Raw genomic sequence first — 2,234 nt, 5'->3', positions numbered from 1 at the left:
AAGTCATACCCGTTTATCGAGGGTAGAAAAAGCCCTTAACTACATTCATAAACATTATGGTGAGTCGGTTGAAGTAGACACACTAGCAAGCTTGGTGAATATGAGTCCGTCGGCATTCCATCGTAGCTTTAAAGAAGTTACTGCTTCATCACCAATACAATATTTAAAAAAGATTCGCCTCAATAAAGCCAAAGCGTTATTACAACTGCAGAATCTAAAAGTAAAAGAGGTATCAACTCAGGTGGGTTATGAAAGTACGGCTCAATTTAGCCGTGAGTTTAAACGCTACTTTGATCAAAGCCCTGGCGAGTGCGCTAGGTTATAATGCGAATTTGAGCTTAACTAATGTGCTCTTGATGGGCACTTTATAGTGTTAATGAAGGTTGCCACTGATGACTGCCCCTACGCAAATTACCTTTTTTGAGTTTTTAACGCCACTAGTTGCATCGGGGCTGAAGACGATAACCATTCGTGATGCCAGCGAAAATCATTATCGGCCCGGCAGCCAGGTTGAAGTGTTTACGCTCGAAAACCATATTAAGGTGTGCGATATCATTATTTTGGCTGTTGAGCCATTAGCATTTGATGATATTAATGAGTTTCATGCTACTCAAGAAAGCTTGCCATTGGTCGAGTTAAAACAGCTTATTCAAACGGTGTACCCTAATCAGCAAGCTCTGTTTATGATTTCATTTAAATTGGTTGATGCGTCATACTCGTGACTCTTTAATAAACGCTAGTTAATATTTCCAATGCTGTTTATTGTGTTCGTATCTGACTTTAGTTGTACGTGTAGCTTGCTGTGTGTTATCTACTTGTCTTTATTATTGTTTTATTCTCGTGATAATCCTTTCATCATTGCTCAACAGCAATGTCTAAAACATGATCTGCTTAACAAATGAGCGATGATAACCGTGCTAGTTTGCATATCTATTAGCTATCTCACATTTTAGCTATCTCTAAAGTGATATTTTGTTTTTCTGCTTATGGTATGCGTCTTTTATTAGCGCTTGTTATTCAATGGTTTTGCTCTCAGGGCTCATTCAGTTAGGATTTTTTATGTCTTCAATAATTCAATCAGCCAGCCAAGAGTTGATTAAACCTTATCAATCTAATATTACCGTCCCCAATTGGATGATCAGCTCTATGGAGCGGGTGATGCAGTATTATGTTGATAAAAATTTACGTCTAGACACCATTTCTACAGACCGTATGCCTAAACCTGTTGAAGGCAAAAAGTACATGTTGTATGCCCACATTCCGTTTTGTCATACCTTGTGCTCATTTTGTACTTTTCACCGTTTTTTATTCCGCGAAGATAAAGCACGCGAATACTTTGTCGCGCTGCGCAAAGAGATGCAAATGGCCAAAGATTTGGGCTATGAGTTTGAGTCTATGTACATTGGCGGCGGCACGACTACTGTGCTTGAAGACGAGTTAGCTCGTACCATCGAGCATGCAAAAAATCTGTTTCCTGGCATTAAAGAAGTTTCTTGTGAGTCTGATCCACAACATTTAGCCAGCCCTGAATTTAAACAATTAAAAGGCCTAGTAGACAGAATGTCGATTGGGGTACAAAGCTTTGACGATGGCATTTTAAAAATGACCGATCGCTTAGACAAGTTTGGCTCTGGCCAACAAACCTTTGACCGCATTATGGCGGCAAAAGAATTGTTTCCGATCATCAATGTCGACCTCATTTTCGGTTTCCGTGGTCAAACGGATGAGATTATCCAGTCCGATCTGGATATGGCGTCTAAACTCGACCCGCGCCAAATTACCACTTATCCATTGATGATCACCCATCAAACTCGTAAGAGTGTTAAAGGTACGTTAGCGGCCCCTCAGGGCGAAATGATGGATCAGTATCGCCAAATTTTAAATACTTTAACCGGACAATATACCCAATTATCAGCTTGGGCGTTTGGTAAAACCAATGACGAAGGTTTTGATGAGTATGTTATTGATTATGATGAATACCTCGGTGTAGGTTCTGGCTCATTTAGCTTTTTAAATGACACGCTATATGTGAATACCTTTTCACTGAAAAAATACCAACAACGTATTGCCGAAGGCCGTATGGCGGTTGAGCAACAGAAAAAATATCAATTAAAAGAAGTGATGCAATATCGCTTTTTATTAGGAATGTTTTCGGGGCGTTTATCGCGTAAATATTTTCGTGACACTTTTAACGTTAATTTAGACACTGCGTTGTTTAAAGAAATGACCTCAAT

At 39.5% G+C, this 2,234-nt stretch carries 3 protein-coding genes; all 3 read left to right on the top strand.

Annotated elements, in window-relative coordinates:
* A partial coding sequence (locus CXF78_RS20960) for a helix-turn-helix domain-containing protein (protein WP_145991607.1) occupies positions 1 to 325 on the top strand: 325 nt, incomplete at its 5' end.
* Between the two features lie 67 nt (positions 326 to 392).
* Positions 393 to 722 carry a N(4)-acetylcytidine aminohydrolase gene (gene yqfB / locus CXF78_RS20955; protein ID WP_180957241.1) on the top strand — a complete coding sequence of 110 codons (330 nt, stop codon included), beginning with the start codon at positions 393 to 395 and terminating at the stop codon, positions 720 to 722.
* Between the two features lie 337 nt (positions 723 to 1,059).
* Positions 1,060 to 2,234, top strand: a 1,175-nt coding sequence (locus tag CXF78_RS20950) for a coproporphyrinogen III oxidase family protein (protein WP_102037846.1), incomplete at its 3' end; no start/stop codon positions are given.

The organism is Shewanella sp. 11B5 (assembly GCF_002836795.1).
Lineage (GTDB): Bacteria > Pseudomonadota > Gammaproteobacteria > Enterobacterales > Shewanellaceae > Shewanella > Shewanella frigidimarina.
The sequence above is the reverse complement of the archived record's forward strand: the minus strand, read 5'-3'. Positions and strand labels throughout refer to the sequence as shown.

Bases quoted from the DNA above. Each gene is read 5' to 3' on its own strand.
- yqfB (WP_180957241.1), top strand. From the start codon at position 393: ATGACTGCCCCTACGCAAATTACCTTTTTTGAGTTTTTAACGCCACTA.